Source organism: Citrobacter sp. C348, assembly GCF_047467975.1.
In the GTDB taxonomy this organism is placed as follows: Bacteria; Pseudomonadota; Gammaproteobacteria; order Enterobacterales; family Enterobacteriaceae; genus Citrobacter; species Citrobacter gillenii.
In genome coordinates this window covers 1-15,998 of the sequence record NZ_JASJUJ010000018.1, presented here as the reverse complement: position 1 = coordinate 15,998, position 15,998 = coordinate 1, and the positions used below count along the sequence as shown (strand labels likewise).

Below are 15,998 nucleotides of genomic sequence, written 5' to 3'. Positions count from 1 at the left end.
AACGGTAAAAGTCGGCGTGATGGGGATTGGCTTGTGTTTATAGGTATCGTTAGCCTGTTTCCAGAAATGTTCCGCGCAATTACCGATTACGGGGTAACTGGCCGGGCAGTAAAAAATGGCCTGCTGAACATCCAGAGCTGGAGTCCTCGTGACTTTGCTCATGACCGGCACCGTACCGTGGACGATCGTCCTTACGGCGGCGGACCGGGGATGTTAATGATGGTGCAACCTTTACGGGATGCCATTCATGCAGCAAAAGACGCGGCAGGTGAAGGCGCGAAGGTGATTTATCTGTCACCTCAGGGACGCAAGCTTGATCAAGCGGGCGTGAGCGAACTGGCAACGAATCAAAAGCTGATTCTGGTGTGTGGTCGCTATGAAGGCGTAGATGAGCGCGTAATTCAAACCGAAATTGATGAAGAATGGTCAATCGGCGATTACGTTCTCAGCGGTGGAGAATTAGCAGCGATGACGCTGATTGATTCCGTCTCCCGGTTTATTCCGGGGGTACTGGGTCATGAAGCATCGGCAACGGAGGATTCCTTTGCCGATGGGTTGCTGGACTGCCCGCACTATACCCGACCTGAAGTGTTAGAGCAGATGGAAGTACCGGCAGTTTTGCTGTCGGGGAACCACGCTGAGATACGTCGCTGGCGTTTGAAGCAGTCGCTGGGCCGTACCTGGCTTAGAAGACCTGAACTTCTGGAAAACCTGGCTCTGACTGAAGAGCAAGCAAGGTTGCTGGCGGAGTTCAAAAAGGAACACGCACAACAGCAACATAAACATGATGGGCAGGCGTAAGCCCCCAATATCAGTTTACCCAGGATAAGAGATTAAATTATGAGCAACATTATTAAGCAACTTGAACAAGAACAGATGAAGCAGGACGTACCTTCCTTCCGTCCGGGTGATACCGTGGAAGTGAAAGTATGGGTTGTTGAAGGTTCCAAAAAACGTCTGCAGGCATTCGAGGGCGTGGTTATCGCTATTCGTAACCGCGGTCTGCACTCTGCATTCACTGTTCGTAAAATCTCCAACGGCGAAGGCGTTGAGCGTGTCTTCCAGACTCACTCTCCGGTAGTTGACAGCATTGCTGTTAAACGTCGTGGTGCTGTTCGTAAAGCTAAACTGTACTACCTGCGTGAGCGCACTGGTAAGTCTGCTCGTATCAAAGAGCGTCTTAACTAAGATATCGCTCAGGCGACATCCTGTCAGAAGGGGCTGGCCAATAAGGCTGGCCCCTTTTTTTATCGCCATAAAACTCACATCATTAACTATTAATTCATAAATCATTTACAATGCCCTGTCGTTATTGGAGGGGCAGTGGTTATTGGTGCAATCTTTCGGTTTGGTCATCAGCGCTGCGCGGCATGGCTCGCGTTGTTTGCGATCCTGCTGATCGTCATCGCGCCGCTTATCTCTGTTTCTTTGCAACACGATCCTATGAATGCGATGCCGGGTATGCATCATGATATGGGCATGATGGTGGAACATGCTGAACAACATGGTGACGGCGCCTCGATGACGATGCCCGTCGATCACGGCGAAGCATGCGGCTACTGTGTGCTGCTGGCGCACGTGCCCGGGCTGATACTGACTCTGGTTATTCTGTTGCGCGGCGTGCTGCGGCTACAGAAAAAAACGCCACTACATCCTACGCTGACGTTCTGGCTCTACTTCCCCTGGCTGTATCCCAATACCCGTGCACCACCGTACCGGTCTGCTTTTTCCTGATCCTAAAAATACGTCTGTACGCGTTAGCGTGATGACGCTCTTTGGCTTTTTCTAAGGAAAAGTATGACCACCTGCACCCCGCGTGCGGCATGGGTAACCCTGCTGCGACGCCTTCATTTCTCTATCGGCCTGTTCGTGGGTCCCTTTATTTTTGTCGCGGCACTGACCGGTACGCTCTACGTTGCCACACCGCAACTGGAAGAGGCGCTTTACTCTGAGGCGCTACAGGGAACCGAGCAAGGAGAACCACAATCGCTGGCTGCTCAAATTGCGCTCGCGCAGCAGGTCGTCGGCAATCATTTGCCGGTGTATGCAGTACGCCCTGCGCTTGAGCCAGGAGAGACGACCCGGGTAATGTTTGCAGACCCTGTACTGGCCCCGTCTGAACATCGGGCGATTTTTATCGACCCGGTTGCGCTTACGGTAACAGGCGATATGACTGTCTATGGCACCAGCGGGATCTTGCCTCTGCGCCAGTGGATCGACTATGCGCACCGTTCCTTGCTGTTGGGGGATATTGGGCGGCTTTATAGCGAACTGGCGGCGTCCTGGATGTGGGTAGCGGCGCTGGGCGGTATTGTGCTTTGGTTTTACACTCGACCCAGGCGTCGTCTGAATAATCGACTGCAAAAAAGCCGTCGTCTGCACGTTACGCTGGGCTGGATTCTGCTAGGCGGGATGTTACTTTTTTCCGCAACCGGTTTAACCTGGTCGCAATGGGCAGGGGGCAATGTGGATAGCATGCGGGCAGCCTTTGGCTGGCTGACGCCGCAGGTAAATACACAGCTCGATGGCGTCCAGCAAATTCATGATGAGCATTCCGGACATCACGCTGGCATGGTAATGCCATCGGCAAGCGTGGTTGACGGCGGGCTTTTTGATGCGGTATTACGCACGGCGCAGGCGGCGGGGATTGATGCCAGGAAGCTGGAGATCCGCCCGGCGAAAGATGCGCAGCATGGTTGGACTGTCACCGAGATTGACCGCCGCTGGCCAACCCAGGTGGATGCGGTGTCTGTTGATACAACCACGATGCGGATTATTGACCAGACGCGCTTTGTCGATTTCCCACTGATGGCGAAATTGACGCGTTGGGGCGTTGATTTCCATATGGGGATTCTGTTTGGCGTACTCAATCAGGGGCTGCTGATCGTCTTTGGTGTAGGCCTGTGCCTGATGATCGTGCTGGGCTATCGGCTATGGTGGATACGCCGACCCGCCGGACCGGCGGTGAATCCGGCACAAACGCTGGTGCAGTGTTGGCTGATGCTCAACGGGAAGGGGCGATGTGCGGTGCTGGTAGTGGCTGGCGTGCTGGGGATGGCGATGCCGGTAGCGGGCGTAAGCCTGCTGCTGTTTATGATGATTGACTGGCTGCGCTGGTACAAAATGTCGCAAAATCTGTTGGCGCAGTCAGCCGAGTAAGACATTAAGGCGTGCTGATGACGACCGCAACGCGGCGGTTTTCGGCACGGCCTTTTGAGCTCTGGTTACTGGCAATCGGGTATTTTTTGCCTAATCCCTGAGTTGTCAGATTGGTGCGTGGGATGTTGGCACCCTGAGCCCAGGCATCTGCCACGACGTTAGCTCGCTTAAGCGACAGTGCTTCGTTATAGCTGTCTTCGCCGTAGTTATCGGTGTGACCATCCAGACGCGCATGATTCAGGCCGGTAGCCGCCAGTTTAGCTGCCATTTCCTGGATCTGTTTTTCACTTTCAGGACGCAGCTTATAGTCATTTTTATCAAACAAAATGGTATCAGACAGACCCAGCGACCAGTCGCCAGATGCTTCGGTAAAGCCGTATGATTTCATGGCTGCAACTTGCTCAGGGGTGAATTTACCCTGAGGGGCCTGACAGCCAGCCAGAATCAGTATGATAAGAATAAATGGCGATAATAGACGTTTCAGCATGTGTGTAATTCCTTATTTTTTAATAATGCGTTCAGAACGCAAATGTTTAGCCTGATACATATTGTGATCGGCGAGTTCTTGTAATTTCTCGGCAGAGGCATGTTCCCACGTCAGCGCAAACCCAATGCTTAGCGTCATGCTTGCCAGATGACCATTGTGAAGGTCAAATGGACGGTTAAACTCTTGCGATAGTGCCGCGCAGATACGCTGAACTTCATTCTCCGAATGCACGCTGTATAGCACCATCGCAAACTCATCGCCTCCGAGCCGGTACGGTTGATGGTGATTGCCACCAAACTCGGCCAGCCTTTTAGCAACTTCAATCAATACCCGGTCTCCTGCTGCATGCCCCCAGGTATCATTAATAAATTTAAAATTATCGCCATCAAGGAATAACAACGCCGAGCTGCTGTGAGCGGATTCGTCGTTCATCAACGCGTTAATGCTGCTACGAAATGCGGCGCGATTAGCAAGTCCGGTCAGGGGATCGTGCAGCGCGGTGCGCAACAACTGAGCATTTTTGGCTTGCAGGCGCAGTTGCCACTCTTCCATCTCATCCAGCAGACTATTAAAGTCCTGGGCAAACAGATGAAACTCTTCAATGCGTTCTTCAGACACGCGGCGTGAGAAGTTGCGGTTGGTGCGAACGTCGTGCACCACCTCGGTAATATTTTGCAGCGCTTCAACAACGCCATTGTGCAAATAGCGGGTGAGCATTAATGCAATACCGGAGGCCAGTAAAATGCATCCGGTAAGCACAGCCAGTGACAGATAGATGAAATGGCTAATGACGCTGTCGCGGGCTGTCAGGCGCACTTCCCCAATGACGTTGCCATTGTGCAAAATAGGCTTTGTCACCGGCTGTGGGAATAGCCAGTGACTGATCAGACCGCTAATCTTTTCTGTTGTATCCTGGGCGTCATAGCGCCAGGTGGCGATCACCTTTTGATTTTTATTGCGTACTTCGGCAACGGAGAATTGCCCCTGTTGCCCTAGCGCAGCCAACGTTTCGTTTGCTGCAACGCTATCAGAAAACACCAGCGAGGCTTCCAGCGATCGGGTCATGGTCGCGGCGGTCAGATCGAGGTTTTTTTGCGCATATTGTTTGAGTGCCAGCACGGAAGAAATGCTCAGCAGCAGCCAGATCAGCGTCATAGTGACCAGAACGCTGACGATGCTGATACGCCGTAGTGTCCGTTTGAACGTTGGGCGTGTTATGGGAGAAATACCCTTATCCATCCTTATTATTCCGTGCAAGCATCAATACGTCTGGACTGACCCTTACACCACTGCGTGACAGGGAATCCATATTTACCGAAAACCTCACTTCTTCATTATTTATGATGAGGCAAAAAGCGCTACCAATAACGCATTCGGTATTCTGTTCGGCAATTAATAACAATGCCTTAGTTGGAAATTGACTCTTTAATTCCACCTGAAATGTCGGGGATTCAGTGCCAAAATAAAAACCGTCACACTGAGCTACGACACTGTCTTGTTGCGTATGAACGATGACGGGAAGATAGGGTAACGCTCCGGCATGGGTATCCTGCAGCACACTGGTAAAACGTGATGAAGAGAAGATACACAGTTTGGGCGGACCGGAAAGCGCTGGCCAGCGCGTATAGCTGACGATGCCGGAAACCATGGCGCGTACGGATTTCGCCTCTTCCGTAGCGTTTTGGGCATACAGCGGTAATCCGGACAATAGCAGTGCCAGTAGAAGTATGAGTCGATAAGAAAAGCTCATGAAAAGGTACCTACCAGCGTTAGCCGTAATACGTCGAAATACACTCACGATTGTTCGCAACAAAGTAACATTATTTTACCAGAGCGTCATTATATCTGGATGAATAACATTATCGATTTAAGTTAAATCTTATTGATTTATCGGATATAACTTCTTGTTTAATTTAATCTTATAGAGGCTGCGCCTTCATTTGAACCTTTTTGCCAGGCACTGTGTAATTGGTCGACATTTTCAACGGTATCACAGCTTGGAGGGAAGGTTTTCCCGGCCAGTCCCCTGGCGTAAACAAAATCCTGCTGGCAGGTTTTACGTTGTCCTTCAGCGTAACCCTTAAGATATTCCGTACGATCGATTTCGGGGTCATTGTAGTTGTCGGCAAGAGTTTCATTATCTTTAATGACATACCCTGAAATAGCATCCTGGATCCCGGCATCGTACCAGTCGGTGCCGGTCCAGGTGGGGGCATGGGTATAGGGATCTATCTGACATCCGCTTAGCAGTAACACCAGTACCGTGTTGATAAGTCGCTTCATTGCTGATACTCCCTAGTTTTTTTAAAGCATAGCGGATCTCTTAAACGGCGTATGTAAATTTAAGTTTACGACATTCCGCGCGTGTTAGGCCTGTTTATACTGGCTGTAAATAAAAATTTACGATACATGGATTGAAATCTTTACCCGTTGTGTTATCGTAATTACCTCCTCGCTGAGGAACAACTATCGCAAACGAGCTAAACAGGATCACCACCATGCAAAAAGACGCGCTGAACAACGTACACATTACTGATGAACAGGTTCTGATGACTCCGGAACAACTTAAAATGCAATTCCCGTTGAGTCTGGCGCAAGAGGCGCAAATTGCGCAGTCGCGCAAAACCATTTCTGACATCATCGCCGGTCGCGATCCGCGTTTGCTAGTAGTGTGTGGTCCTTGCTCTATTCATGATCCTGAAATGGCGCTGGAATATGCCCGTCGATTTAAAACCCTTGCCGCAGAGGTCAGCGATAGCCTCTATCTGGTGATGCGTGTCTATTTTGAAAAACCCCGTACCACCGTCGGCTGGAAAGGGTTAATTAACGATCCTCATATGGATGGCTCTTTTGATGTTGAAGCCGGTCTGAAAATTGCGCGTCAGCTGTTGCTTGAACTGGTGAATATGGGGCTGCCGCTGGCGACAGAAGCATTGGATCCCAACAGCCCGCAGTACCTGGGCGATCTGTTTAGCTGGTCCGCTATCGGTGCGCGTACGACTGAATCGCAGACTCACCGTGAAATGGCGTCGGGTCTGTCGATGCCGGTTGGTTTTAAAAATGGCACTGACGGCAGCCTGGCGACAGCGATTAACGCTATGCGCGCAGCAGCTCAGTCTCACCGCTTTGTGGGTATTAACCAGGCAGGACAGGTGGCACTGCTGCAAACGCAGGGTAATCCGGACGGTCATGTGATCCTGCGCGGCGGTAAAGCACCGAATTACAGTCCGGCAGATGTTGCTCAGTGCGAAAAAGAAATGGAGCAGGCGGGACTGCGACCGTCACTGATGGTAGATTGCAGTCATGGTAACTCCAACAAAGATTACCGTCGCCAGCCTGCCGTGGCAGAGTCAGTGGTTGCACAAATTAAAGATGGCAACCGTTCAATCATCGGCCTGATGATTGAAAGCAATATTCACGAAGGCAACCAGTCTTCCGAGCAGCCGCGCAGTGCAATGAAATACGGCGTGTCCGTAACAGATGCCTGCATTAGCTGGGAAATGACGGATGCGTTGTTGCGTGAAATTAATAAAGACTTGAACGGCCAGCTGGCGACGCGCCTGGCTTAAGAGGTGGGTTATGGTGGCTGAATTGACCGCATTACGCGATCAAATTGATGAAGTGGATAAGGCGTTGCTGGATTTGCTGGCGCGCCGTCTTGAACTGGTTGCCGAGGTTGGTGAAGTAAAAAGCCGCTTTGGGTTACCGATTTACGTGCCTGAGCGGGAGGCGTCTATGCTGGCTTCTCGCCGTGCAGAGGCGGAAGCGCTGGGCGTACCGCCTGATCTGATTGAAGATGTATTACGTCGGGTAATGCGTGAGTCGTACTCTAGCGAGAATGACAAAGGATTTAAAACGCTCTGTCCAACGTTACGCCCGGTGGTGATTGTCGGCGGTGGCGGTCAGATGGGACGGCTATTCGAGAAGATGCTTACGCTGTCAGGTTATCAGGTGCGTATTCTTGAACAGCAGGACTGGGATCGTGCCGAGGAGATTGTGGCGGATGCCGGAATGGTGATCGTTAGCGTGCCGATTCACGTTACCGAGCAGGTGATCGCGAAATTACCGCGCTTGCCTGCTGACTGTATCCTGGTCGATCTGGCCTCGGTGAAAAACGGCCCATTACAGGCGATGCTGGCGGCGCACGATGGCCCGGTAGTTGGATTGCATCCGATGTTTGGTCCGGATAGCGGCAGTCTGGCAAAGCAGGTGGTTGTCTGGTGCGATGGACGCCAGCCGGAAGCCTATCAATGGTTCCTGGAACAGATTCAGGTCTGGGGGGCGCGGCTGCATCGGATCAGTGCCGTCGAGCACGATCAGAATATGGCGTTTATCCAGGCATTACGTCACTTCGCGACTTTTGCTTACGGGTTGCACTTAGCAGAAGAGAATGTCCAACTTGAACAGTTACTGGCACTCTCTTCGCCGATATACCGTCTTGAGCTGGCCATGGTCGGACGCCTGTTTGCCCAGGATCCGCAGCTGTATGCCGACATTATTATGTCGTCAGAAAGTAATCTCGCGTTGATCAAACGGTATTATCAGCGTTTTGGTGACGCGATTGGTTTACTGGAGCAGGGCGATAAGCAGGCGTTTATCGACAGCTTCCGTAAGGTTGAGCACTGGTTTGGCGATTATGCCAAACGCTTCCAGAGCGAAAGCCGTACGCTACTGCGTCAGGCCAACGATAGCCGCCAGTAGCGTCGATACCGGATGGCGATGCCTACGCCATCCGGTATTGTCATACGTTAGCTCGGATCGACCGGCACCACGTTCTCACTTGGGTAACATCCCAGTACCTTCATCGAACGCGTAATTTCACCCAACTCCTTCAATGCTTTTTGCATTTCCGGCGATTCCAGGTTGGCCTGAATATCGAGATAAAACATCTCTTCCCACGGATTACCGTGAATCGGGCGCGATTCCAGCTTGGTCATAATCAGATTATGGTTGCGTAGCACCAGCAGCGCTTCAACCAGCGCACCCGCCTGTTGCCCTGTCGCTATCAACAGCGTGGTTTTCGCCGGAACCTGGTCGGAAACATTAATAGCCTTGCGTGCCAGCACGACAAAACGGGTAATGTTTTGCGTCTGATTCGCTTCAATATGTTCAAGTACCTGCAGACCGTGCAGCACGCCACCGGCTTCGCTGCCCAACGCTGCCACGCGCGGTGAGTTCGCCTGGGCGACCTTTTCCATTGCCGCAGAGGTGCTTTCGGTATATTCGATCTTCCAGTGCGGATAACGATTGAGGAATTTGCTGCATTGCTGGAACGGTTGCGGATGGCTGTACACGGTTTCGATGCTATTCAGGTCCGTAGTACCGGAAACCAGCACGCAGTGGTCGATAATAATGGTCATCTCGCCGACGATGGAGAGGCTGGTGTGCTGCAGCAAGTCGTAAACATCGTTGATCGCGCCAGAGCTGGTGTTCTCAATCGGCACGACCGCGTAGTCCGCCTGTCCGGTTTCGACCTGATTAAAGATATCGGCAAACTTGGCGCAACCGCTTTCAATAAATTGCTCAAAATGGCGAGCGGCATACTGACGTGCAGCGAGGTGCGAATACGAACCTTTTGGCCCCAGAAACGCGACGCGTGCGGAGTGCGGATTGATTTTATTCAGATGCTGCTGCAGGAGCGCCTGCTGGGTGAGAACGGAATCTTCAATAATGAGCTGGAACAGGCGTGTGATGTAGTGGGCATCGAGGTGATGCACTTTACCCAACTGGATCAGTCGGTCCAGCAAATCGCGCTCGCGGTCAATATCGCGCACCGGACGATGAGAAAGCAGTTTTGCTTTACCGACTTCGACGGCCAGACCACGACGCTCAGCCAGCAGGGCCAGTAATTTTTCATCCAGCGAGCTTATCTTATCGCGCAGCGCCAGTAATGGGTTTTCCGATGTCATAGTGTTGCCTTTTTTATTATCAATAAAAAAGGCCCCCCGTTGTGGGAGGCCTTATTGTTCGTCTTCGCATTATTTATCACACGACGAAACGCCTCCCATTCAGGGGAAGGTAAAAAAGAATGCGAAGAAGAACGGAATAAGTTTCATGTCAATTTCCTTTGGCTACGTCAGTTAAAGTACCTGTACTGTTTTCACCCTGTCAACAAAAAACGCGCCCGAAGGCGCGTTGGCGATACACTCAATGTAAGGGACTACTCTTCTTCTGCTTCGACGAAGTTGGCGTCTTTTACTGAAGTTGTTGCACGACGGGCTTCGCCTTTGTGCTGCACTTTATTGAGCTGCCGTTCCAGCTTGTTGATCAAATCGTTAATAGCGGTGTACATATCTTCGTGCTTAGCGCTGGCAACCAAATGTCCGTTCGGTGTATTGATGGTGGCGTCAGCAGTGAAACCCTGTGGCTCCTTGGACAGAATGATATGTGGATTAATCAGATGAGTTTGCCATTTTTCAAGTTTGGCGAGACGGTCTGCGACATGCTGGCGAATTGCCGGAGTAATTTCCATTTGTTTACTGGTAATGTTCATTGTCATAAATTTTACCTCTTGTCTTTCCCGTCTTGGTGATTCCAGCATACCTTTCCTAATGTCAAAATATGTGATCTAAATCACATTATTTTGTCGCTTTTTGTCAAGAAAACCTTTTTGTGAAGCACCGCAGGAACAGGCGATCTTTTACTTGAGGAATACCTGAAAGCAGGCCATATTTGATAGGATGCGTTGCAGCTAAACCGCTTCAGTTACGGCGTAAACGGATAAAAAAACGGCAGCCCGAGGGCTGCCGTTTTGCATTCAGCGAGGAATCAGGTATTACTGCTGTTGGCGGCAATAATTTTCGCCACTTTTTCGGCCTGTGCAGTCATCTGCATCTGGCGATAGGCGTTTTCCATCAGCGGTAAAGCATCACGTGTTGCCTGGGTATCCGGGAAGTCACGCAGCATACCTTCTACGCGGTTCACCACAGCAACCCACGCGCCGCGTGCGGTGTAGTACTCAGCAACGGAGTACTCATATTTCGCCAGGCGATCTTTCAGGAATACCAGGCGCTTGGTGGCGTCCGTTGTGTACTGGCTATTCGGGTAGCCACGTACCAGTTTGGAAAAGTCATTAAACGCAGCTCGGGCGTGCTGTGGATCGCGATCGCTGCGATCAACACCAAAGAATCCTTGCAGTGCGCTATCATCCAACGCCATATTGGTCAGGCCACGCATATACATGACATAATCAATGTTAGGGTGTGTCGGGTTCAGACGGATAAAACGATCGATGGCGGCCTGAGCGAGCGGCAGATCGGCATTTTTGTAGTAGGCGTAGATGAGATCTAATTGCACCTGCTGAGAATAAGGTCCAAATGGATAGCGATTATCCAACGCTTCCAATTGCGTTATTGCCTGTTTCCAGTTACCGTCCTGCAGCTTTTGCTGAGCAGTCGCGTAGATTTCATTTGGTGGGTTATCGGGCACCTCTTCCTTTGAACCAGAGCAACCCGCCAAAAACAGGCTCAACGTGGCTGCTGCCACCAGGTATTTCATGCGCGTCATGACGTTTTGACTTTCCTCAAAATGTTTTACGGGAGATTCTCTGTTCCTGCTCCCGGTTAAGACCAGCTACAATAGCACACTATATTAAACGGCAAAGCCGTAAAACCCAACGTTAAACGAAGAAGCAGTTTATGGCACAACGAGTAGAACTCACCGCAACAGTCTCCGATAATCAGCTCGGTCAACGCTTAGATCAGGCTTTGGCCGAATTGTTCCCTGATTATTCGCGTTCTCGCATAAAAGAATGGATCCTCGATCAGCGCGTGCTGGTAAACGGGAATCTTTGCGATAAACCGAAAGAAAAAGTTTTGGGTGGAGAACGTGTCTCCATCAATGCTGAAATTGACGAAGAAATTCGTTTTGAAGCGCAAGATATCCCGCTAGATATCGTTTATGAAGATGACGATATTCTGGTCATCAACAAACCACGTGATTTCGTGGTACATCCGGGCGCCGGTAATCCTGATGGCACGGTATTGAATGCGTTACTGCATTACTACCCGCCGATTGCGGATGTTCCTCGTGCAGGTATCGTGCACCGTCTGGATAAGGACACCACCGGATTAATGGTGGTAGCAAAAACGGTTCCGGCGCAAACGCGTTTGGTCGAGTCGCTACAGCTGCGTGAAATTACGCGTGAGTACGAAGCCGTAGCGATTGGTCATATGACAGCCGGTGGCACTGTAGAAGAGCCTATCAGCCGTCATCCCACCAAACGTACGCATATGTCCGTGCATCCCATGGGGAAACCTGCGGTGACGCATTACCGCATTATGGAGCACTTCCGTGTACACACGCGCCTTAGGCTGCGTCTGGAAACCGGACGTACGCACCAGATCCGCGTGCACATGGCGCATATTACCCATCCGCTGGTGGGCGACCAGGTCTACGGCGGCCGTCCACGTCCACCGAAAGGCGCATCGGATGAATTTATTTCTACGCTGCGTAAGTTCGACCGCCAGGCGCTGCATGCCACCATGCTGCGCTTGTATCACCCAATCACAGGTATCGAAATGGAATGGCATGCGCCAATTCCGCAAGATATGGTTGATCTGATTGCCGTGATGCGTGCCGATTTCGAAGAGCATAAGGATGATGTGGCCTGGCTATGAGTAAGCTAATTGTCCCGCAGTGGCCGCTGCCGCAAGGCGTCGCGGCCTGTAGTTCTACCCGTATTGGTGGCGTCAGTTTGCCGCCGTACGATTCGCTGAATCTGGGGGCCCATTGCGGCGATAACCTGGAACATGTTGAAGAGAACCGCAAACGACTCTTTGCTGCGGGCAATTTGCCTTCAAAACCGGTCTGGCTCGAACAGGTGCACGGTAAAGAGGTTCTGAAACTTACCGGCGAGCCTTATTCTTCTAAGCGTGCGGATGCGTCCTACAGCAATACGCCGGGCACCGTGTGTGCAGTGATGACGGCAGACTGTTTGCCCGTGTTATTTTGTAATCGTGCTGGCACGGAAGTCGCGGCGGCTCATGCGGGCTGGCGCGGGTTATGTGCAGGCGTGCTTGAAGAGACCGTTGCGTGTTTTGCTGATAAACCCGAAAACATTATTGCCTGGTTAGGCCCGGCAATTGGTCCCCGTGCATTTGAAGTGGGGCCTGAAGTGCGTGACGCGTTTATGGTCAAAGATCCACAAGCAGACAGCGCATTTGTGCCACGTGGTGAAAAGTACCTGGCAGATATTTATCAGCTTGCTCGCCAGCGTCTGGCACATGTTGGGGTTGAGAACCTCTACGGCGGTGACCGCTGTACGTTCAGCGAAAGTGAGACTTTCTTCTCTTATCGTCGCGACAAAACCACCGGTCGTATGGCAAGTTTTATTTGGCTGATATAACCTAAAGAATCAAGACGATCCGGTACGCGTAATTTTCTTTTCACATAATTCAGGTCATTCACCTTGAATAATTGAGGGATGACCTCATTTAATCTCCAGTAGCAATTTTGACCTGTTATGGGAGGAGTTATGCGTCTGGATCGTCTTACTAATAAATTCCAGCTTGCACTCGCCGATGCCCAGTCACTCGCACTGGGGCACGACAACCAGTTTATCGAACCACTTCATCTAATGAGCGCCCTGCTTAATCAGGAAGGGGGATCGGTCCGTCCTTTGTTAACGTCTGCTGGCATTAACGCCGGCCAGTTACGCACAGCCATTGATCAGGCATTGAGCCGCTTGCCGCAGGTAGAAGGCACCGGCGGTGATGTGCAGCCTTCTCAGGAGCTGGTGCGTGTACTGAATCTTTGCGACAAGCTGGCGCAAAAACGTGGGGACAATTTTATTTCGTCGGAACTGTTCGTTCTGGCGGCGCTTGAGTCACGCGGTACGCTGACCGATTTATTAAAATCAGCGGGGGCGACGACCGCTAATATCACTCAGGCAATTGAACAGATGCGTGGAGGTGAAAGCGTGAACGACCAAGGGGCTGAAGACCAACGTCAGGCCTTGAAAAAATACACCGTCGACCTGACGGAACGTGCCGAGCAGGGTAAGCTCGATCCGGTTATCGGTCGTGATGAAGAAATTCGTCGCACCATTCAGGTGCTGCAACGCCGTACTAAAAACAATCCGGTATTAATTGGTGAGCCTGGTGTCGGTAAAACGGCCATTGTTGAAGGGCTTGCGCAGCGCATCATTAATGGCGAAGTGCCGGAGGGTTTAAAAGGCCGCCGTGTACTGGCGCTGGATATGGGCGCGTTGGTGGCCGGGGCGAAATATCGCGGTGAATTTGAAGAACGTTTAAAAGGTGTGCTGAACGATCTGTCGAAACAGGAAGGCAATGTCATTCTGTTTATCGATGAGCTGCATACTATGGTTGGCGCAGGTAAAGCCGATGGTGCCATGGATGCCGGGAACATGTTGAAACCGGCACTGGCTCGTGGCGAACTGCACTGTGTAGGGGCTACAACACTTGATGAGTACCGCCAGTACATCGAAAAAGATGCGGCACTGGAACGTCGTTTCCAGAAAGTGTTTGTTGCCGAGCCGAGCGTGGAAGACACCATCGCCATTTTGCGTGGGTTGAAAGAACGCTATGAGCTGCACCACCACGTGCAGATCACTGACCCGGCAATTGTCGCGGCAGCGACGCTATCTCATCGTTACATTGCTGACCGTCAGTTACCGGACAAAGCCATCGATCTTATCGATGAAGCGGCGTCCAGCATTCGTATGCAGATTGACTCCAAGCCGGAAGAACTGGACCGACTCGATCGCCGAATCATCCAGCTCAAACTGGAACAGCAGGCGTTAATGAAAGAGTCTGACGAGGCGAGTAAAAAGCGCCTCGATATGCTTAATGAAGAGCTGGATGACAAAGAGCGTCAGTATTCTGAGCTCGAAGAAGAGTGGAAAGCGGAAAAAGCGTCACTCTCCGGTACGCAGACGATTAAGGCTGAACTGGAGCAGGCGAAAATCGCTATCGAACAGGCTCGTCGGGTGGGTGACCTGGCGCGGATGTCTGAGCTGCAGTACGGCAAAATTCCTGAGCTGGAAAAACAGCTGGAAGCAGCCACTCAGTCTGAAGGCAAAACCATGCGCCTGTTGCGTAATAAAGTGACGGATGCGGAAATTGCCGAAGTACTGGCGCGTTGGACGGGGATCCCGGTCGCCCGTATGCTGGAAGGCGAACGTGAAAAACTGCTGCGTATGGAGCAGGATCTGCATAACCGCGTCATTGGTCAGAACGAAGCGGTTGAAGCGGTATCCAACGCGATTCGCCGTAGCCGTGCAGGGCTATCCGATCCTAATCGCCCAATCGGTTCGTTCCTGTTCCTTGGGCCAACCGGTGTCGGTAAAACCGAACTGTGTAAAGCGCTGGCTAACTTTATGTTCGACAGCGACGACGCGATGGTGCGTATCGATATGTCCGAGTTTATGGAGAAACACTCTGTCTCTCGTCTGGTCGGTGCGCCCCCGGGATACGTTGGCTATGAAGAGGGCGGCTACCTGACAGAAGCGGTGCGCCGTCGCCCTTATTCCGTCATCCTGCTGGATGAAGTGGAAAAGGCGCATCCGGATGTGTTCAACATTCTGTTGCAGGTGCTGGATGACGGTCGACTGACTGACGGGCAGGGGAGAACGGTCGACTTCCGTAATACGGTGGTCATCATGACTTCTAACCTGGGGTCCGATCTCATTCAGGAACGTTTTGGCGATCTGGACTACGGACACATGAAAGACATGGTGCTGGGCGTGGTCAGCCAAAACTTCCGTCCGGAATTCATTAACCGTATAGATGAAGTTGTTGTCTTCCATCCGTTGGGTGAACAACACATTGCGTCTATTGCCCAGATCCAGCTGCAGCGTCTGTACAAACGTCTGGAAGATCGTGGCTATGAAATCCACATCTCTGACGAGGCGCTTAAACTGCTGAGCGCGAATGGGTACGATCCTGTCTACGGGGCGCGTCCATTGAAACGTGCTATCCAGCAACAGATCGAAAACCCGCTGGCCCAGCAAATCCTGTCGGGTGAGCTGGTTCCTGGCAAAACGATTCGTCTGGAAGTGAATGACGATCGCATTGTGGCAGTGCAGTAAGTCACAAAATACTAAAAACGGGCCCTGCGGGGCTCGTTTTTGTTTAAAAACCAGGCGAAAATAACTTTCCATTACTAGTTTTGATGGAAAAGTAATCGGTTGATAAGTTTTTTGTATTTTCCCCTTGTCAGCCTGAAATAACTCCCTATAATGCGCCTCCACTGACACGGAACAACGGATTACAAGCCGCCGGGTCAGTGGGGTTCCACTGAGAACTTCCCGGAGGAAAGCAAAATAAAAGCTTGACTTCGTAGCGGGATGACGTAATATGCACACCCCGCGCCGCTGAGAAAAAGCGAAGCG

Annotated in this window: 17 protein-coding genes and 1 other annotated feature; of the genes, 9 read left to right on the top strand and 8 right to left on the bottom strand. The window is 51.5% G+C overall.

What is annotated here, in order from left to right; all coding sequences use genetic code 11:
• The first annotated feature begins 33 nt into the window (after positions 1-33).
• From trmD to QNN86_RS23065, 4 genes are all read left to right on the top strand, one after another.
• Positions 34-801 carry a tRNA (guanosine(37)-N1)-methyltransferase TrmD gene (trmD, locus tag QNN86_RS23080; RefSeq protein ID WP_115257737.1) on the top strand — a complete coding sequence of 256 codons (768 nt, stop codon included), beginning with the start codon at positions 34-36 and terminating at the stop codon, positions 799-801.
• 39 nt (positions 802-840) lie between these two features.
• On the top strand, positions 841-1,188 hold the full coding sequence (rplS, locus tag QNN86_RS23075; protein ID WP_002914145.1) for a 50S ribosomal protein L19: 348 nt from the start codon (positions 841-843) through the stop codon (positions 1,186-1,188).
• 135 nt (positions 1,189-1,323) lie between these two features.
• Positions 1,324-1,734, top strand: coding sequence for a DUF2946 domain-containing protein (locus tag QNN86_RS23070; protein WP_371414754.1), 411 nt, complete (start codon positions 1,324-1,326; stop codon positions 1,732-1,734).
• Positions 1,735-1,797: 63 nt separating this feature from the next.
• A complete protein-coding gene (locus tag QNN86_RS23065; RefSeq protein ID WP_414212378.1) occupies positions 1,798-3,159 on the top strand; it encodes a PepSY-associated TM helix domain-containing protein in 1,362 nt (453 codons plus the stop codon).
• Between the two features lie 4 nt (positions 3,160-3,163).
• On the opposite strand, the gene QNN86_RS23060 is transcribed toward QNN86_RS23065, so the two are convergent.
• From QNN86_RS23060 to QNN86_RS23045, 4 genes are all read right to left on the bottom strand, one after another.
• Complete coding sequence (locus tag QNN86_RS23060; protein WP_096756098.1) at positions 3,164-3,646, bottom strand: OmpA family protein; 483 nt, start codon at positions 3,644-3,646, stop codon at positions 3,164-3,166.
• Between the two features lie 12 nt (positions 3,647-3,658).
• Positions 3,659-4,885 carry a diguanylate cyclase DgcN gene (dgcN, locus tag QNN86_RS23055; protein ID WP_115257739.1) on the bottom strand — a complete coding sequence of 409 codons (1,227 nt, stop codon included), beginning with the start codon at positions 4,883-4,885 and terminating at the stop codon, positions 3,659-3,661.
• The gene (locus QNN86_RS23050; RefSeq protein ID WP_096756100.1) at positions 4,878-5,396 is read right to left on the bottom strand and encodes a YfiR family protein; all 519 of its coding nucleotides are present in this window, start codon (positions 5,394-5,396) and stop codon (positions 4,878-4,880) included. Before QNN86_RS23050 ends, dgcN begins: the two co-directional genes overlap by 8 nt.
• Positions 5,397-5,554: 158 nt before the next feature.
• Complete coding sequence (locus QNN86_RS23045; protein ID WP_096756101.1) at positions 5,555-5,929, bottom strand: DUF2799 domain-containing protein; 375 nt, start codon at positions 5,927-5,929, stop codon at positions 5,555-5,557.
• 215 nt (positions 5,930-6,144) lie between these two features.
• On the opposite strand from QNN86_RS23045, the gene aroF reads away from it, so the two are divergent.
• A complete protein-coding gene (gene aroF / locus QNN86_RS23040) occupies positions 6,145-7,215 on the top strand; it encodes a 3-deoxy-7-phosphoheptulonate synthase AroF (protein ID WP_096756102.1) in 1,071 nt (356 codons plus the stop codon).
• Between the two features lie 10 nt (positions 7,216-7,225).
• Positions 7,226-8,347 (top strand): bifunctional chorismate mutase/prephenate dehydrogenase, encoded by a 1,122-nt coding sequence (gene tyrA, locus QNN86_RS23035; RefSeq protein ID WP_096756103.1) that lies wholly within the window; start codon positions 7,226-7,228, stop codon positions 8,345-8,347.
• Between the two features lie 47 nt (positions 8,348-8,394).
• On the opposite strand, the gene pheA is transcribed toward tyrA, so the two are convergent.
• The 4 genes from pheA to bamD form a co-directional block, all read right to left on the bottom strand.
• The gene (pheA, locus tag QNN86_RS23030) at positions 8,395-9,555 is read right to left on the bottom strand and encodes a bifunctional chorismate mutase/prephenate dehydratase (protein WP_117343908.1); all 1,161 of its coding nucleotides are present in this window, start codon (positions 9,553-9,555) and stop codon (positions 8,395-8,397) included.
• Between the two features lie 22 nt (positions 9,556-9,577).
• Positions 9,578-9,703: a sequence feature (Phe leader region), on the bottom strand.
• Entirely contained in the window at positions 9,655-9,702 is a 48-nt protein-coding gene (pheL, locus tag QNN86_RS23025; RefSeq protein WP_101706155.1) for a pheA operon leader peptide PheL, read from the bottom strand. It overlaps the preceding feature by 48 nt.
• A 103-nt stretch (positions 9,704-9,806) precedes the next feature.
• The gene (gene raiA, locus QNN86_RS23020) at positions 9,807-10,145 is read right to left on the bottom strand and encodes a ribosome-associated translation inhibitor RaiA (RefSeq protein WP_096756105.1); all 339 of its coding nucleotides are present in this window, start codon (positions 10,143-10,145) and stop codon (positions 9,807-9,809) included.
• Positions 10,146-10,414: 269 nt separating this feature from the next.
• A complete protein-coding gene (bamD, locus tag QNN86_RS23015) occupies positions 10,415-11,152 on the bottom strand; it encodes an outer membrane protein assembly factor BamD (protein ID WP_096756107.1) in 738 nt (245 codons plus the stop codon).
• A gap of 131 nt (positions 11,153-11,283) precedes the next feature.
• Here bamD and rluD point away from each other — a divergent pair, with 131 nt between their 5' ends.
• From rluD to clpB, 3 genes are all read left to right on the top strand, one after another.
• Positions 11,284-12,264, top strand: coding sequence for a 23S rRNA pseudouridine(1911/1915/1917) synthase RluD (rluD, locus tag QNN86_RS23010; protein ID WP_096756108.1), 981 nt, complete (start codon positions 11,284-11,286; stop codon positions 12,262-12,264).
• The gene (gene yfiH / locus QNN86_RS23005) at positions 12,261-12,992 is read left to right on the top strand and encodes a purine nucleoside phosphorylase YfiH (protein ID WP_115257743.1); all 732 of its coding nucleotides are present in this window, start codon (positions 12,261-12,263) and stop codon (positions 12,990-12,992) included. Before rluD ends, yfiH begins: the two co-directional genes overlap by 4 nt.
• Positions 12,993-13,121: 129 nt before the next feature.
• Positions 13,122-15,695, top strand: a complete 2,574-nt coding sequence (gene clpB, locus QNN86_RS23000; RefSeq protein ID WP_096756110.1) for an ATP-dependent chaperone ClpB — start codon at positions 13,122-13,124, stop codon at positions 15,693-15,695.
• Positions 15,696-15,998 lie beyond the last annotated feature (303 nt).